Genomic DNA, 1,791 nt, shown 5'->3' on the forward strand with positions numbered 1-1,791 from the left:
GGTGGAGACGGTGGCGGGCTTCGAGAACCTCCCGGCCATCTTGTTCGCGGCCCTGCACTCACCCCGGGTCGGGGTGATGATCGCGCGCGGCGACCTCGCCGTCGAGGCCGGGTACGGCCGGCTGGCCGAGGTGCAGGAGGAGATCCTGTGGGTGTGCGAGGCGGCGCACGTCCCGGTGATCTGGGCGACGCAGGTCCTCGACACCCTCGCGCGCACCGGCCGTCCCTCGCGCGCGGAGATCACCGACGCCGCGGCGTCGGGCCGCGCCGAATGCGTGATGCTCAACAAGGGCCCGTACGTCGACCACGCGGTGCGGTTCCTCGACGACGTGCTGTGCCGGATGGCCGACCATCAGCGCAAGAAGGACTCGCTGCTGCGGCGCCTGCGGGCCTGGGAGGAGCCGGGCGTGCCGCTGCGGTGAGACCGGCCCGGGTCAGAAGACCGGGCCGGTGTACTTCTCGCCGGGACCCTTGCCCGGCTCGTCCGGGTAGGCCGACGCCTCCCGGAAGGCCCGCTGCAGCGCCTGCAATCCCTCGCGCAGCGGCCCGGCGTGCGGGCCCAGGTACTCCACCGACGCGGTGACCAGCCCGGCCAGGGCGGTGATCACGCGGCGCGCCTCGTCCAGGTCGCGGTGGGTGCCGGCCTCGGGATCCTCGTCGGCCAGGCCGAGCTTCTCGGCGGCGGAACTCATGAGCATCACGGCGGCGCGGCTGATCACCTCGACGGCCGGGATCTCGCCCAGGTGCCGGACGTCGTCGGCCACGGTCGGATCGGGGGTGTCGGTCATGACTTCACGATCCCACCCGCCGCACGCTGCCGCGAGAGCGGGTCGGGCCGCAGCCGGCGATTCGATCGCGGGGCCGAAGTTTGCTAGGCTGTGGGACACGACCGTCCGCGCGCACTGCGCGTGGGCAGCAAAGTGGAGTCCGACTCCCACCTCTGCGCGACCCATGACCTGGTCATGATCTCCGCTCAGTGGTCCGGTCCGCCGCCCTCCGGGATGTCCGGGGAGTGTGCGCCCCGAGTGATCGGGGGACGAGAACGCACGACCGTCGAGTCGTGCGGTCCGTCGGGCCGGTCGGTATTCGGACCCCGCCCGGTGCGCGAGCACCGTCGGCGGGGTTTTTCGTCGGAAGTCGGCCCCATGTGCTGCGGCGCGGTCACCCGGACCGCACCGCTCTACCTAGGAGGCCCCATCAGCGCTGAGACCCGCATCAACGAACGCATCCGAGTTCCCGAGGTCCGGCTCGTCGGACCCGGCGGGGAACAGGTCGGAATCGTGCGTGTTGAAGATGCACTCCGCCTGGCATACGAAGCCGATCTCGATCTGGTCGAGGTGGCCCCTGACGCCCGTCCACCGGTCTGCAAGATCATGGACTACGGCAAGTTCAAGTACGAGGCTGCCCAGAAGGCGCGCGAGTCGCGCAAGAACCAGCAGCTGACCGTCATCAAGGAGCAGAAGCTCCGACCGAAGATCGACGACCACGACTACGAGACCAAGAAGCGCAACGTGGTGCGTTTCCTCGAGGCCGGGTCGAAGGTCAAGGTGACGATCATGTTCCGTGGCCGCGAGCAGTCCCGCCCCGAACTCGGGTTCCGGCTGCTGCAGCGCCTCGGCGCCGACGTCGCCGATCTCGGCTTCATCGAGACCGCCCCCAAGCAGGACGGTCGGAACATGACCATGGTCCTGGCGCCGCACAAGGGCGCCAAGACCCGCGCCAAGGCGCAGGAGACCGCTCAGGCCTCCGTCGCCAGGCCGGCTCCTGCCGCGGACAAGCCCGCGGCCGGGGG

Annotated in this window: 3 protein-coding genes; 2 read left to right on the forward strand and 1 reads right to left on the reverse strand. The window is 70.6% G+C overall.

The annotated features are described in order from the left end of the window. Positions 1-421, forward strand: a 421-nt coding sequence (locus OEY_RS0118840) for a pyruvate kinase (protein WP_237713762.1), incomplete at its 5' end; no start/stop codon positions are given. A gap of 12 nt (positions 422-433) precedes the next feature. Here OEY_RS0118840 and OEY_RS0118845 read toward each other — a convergent pair. Then, positions 434-787 (reverse strand): DUF1844 domain-containing protein, encoded by a 354-nt coding sequence (locus OEY_RS0118845; protein WP_003937961.1) that lies wholly within the window; start codon positions 785-787, stop codon positions 434-436. 357 nt (positions 788-1,144) lie between these two features. Between OEY_RS0118845 and infC the strand changes: the two genes are divergently transcribed. After that, the coding region (gene infC / locus OEY_RS0118850) for a translation initiation factor IF-3 (protein WP_010595370.1) at positions 1,145-1,791 on the forward strand (647 nt) is incomplete at its 3' end.

The organism is Rhodococcus sp. P14 (assembly GCF_000256505.1).
Taxonomy (GTDB): domain Bacteria; phylum Actinomycetota; class Actinomycetes; order Mycobacteriales; family Mycobacteriaceae; genus Rhodococcus; species Rhodococcus ruber.

What these genes read in the sequence shown, in the direction of transcription:
- OEY_RS0118845 (WP_003937961.1), bottom strand. Translation starts at nt 787, where the DNA reads ATGACCGACACCCCCGATCCGACCGTGGCCGACGACGTCCGGCACCTG.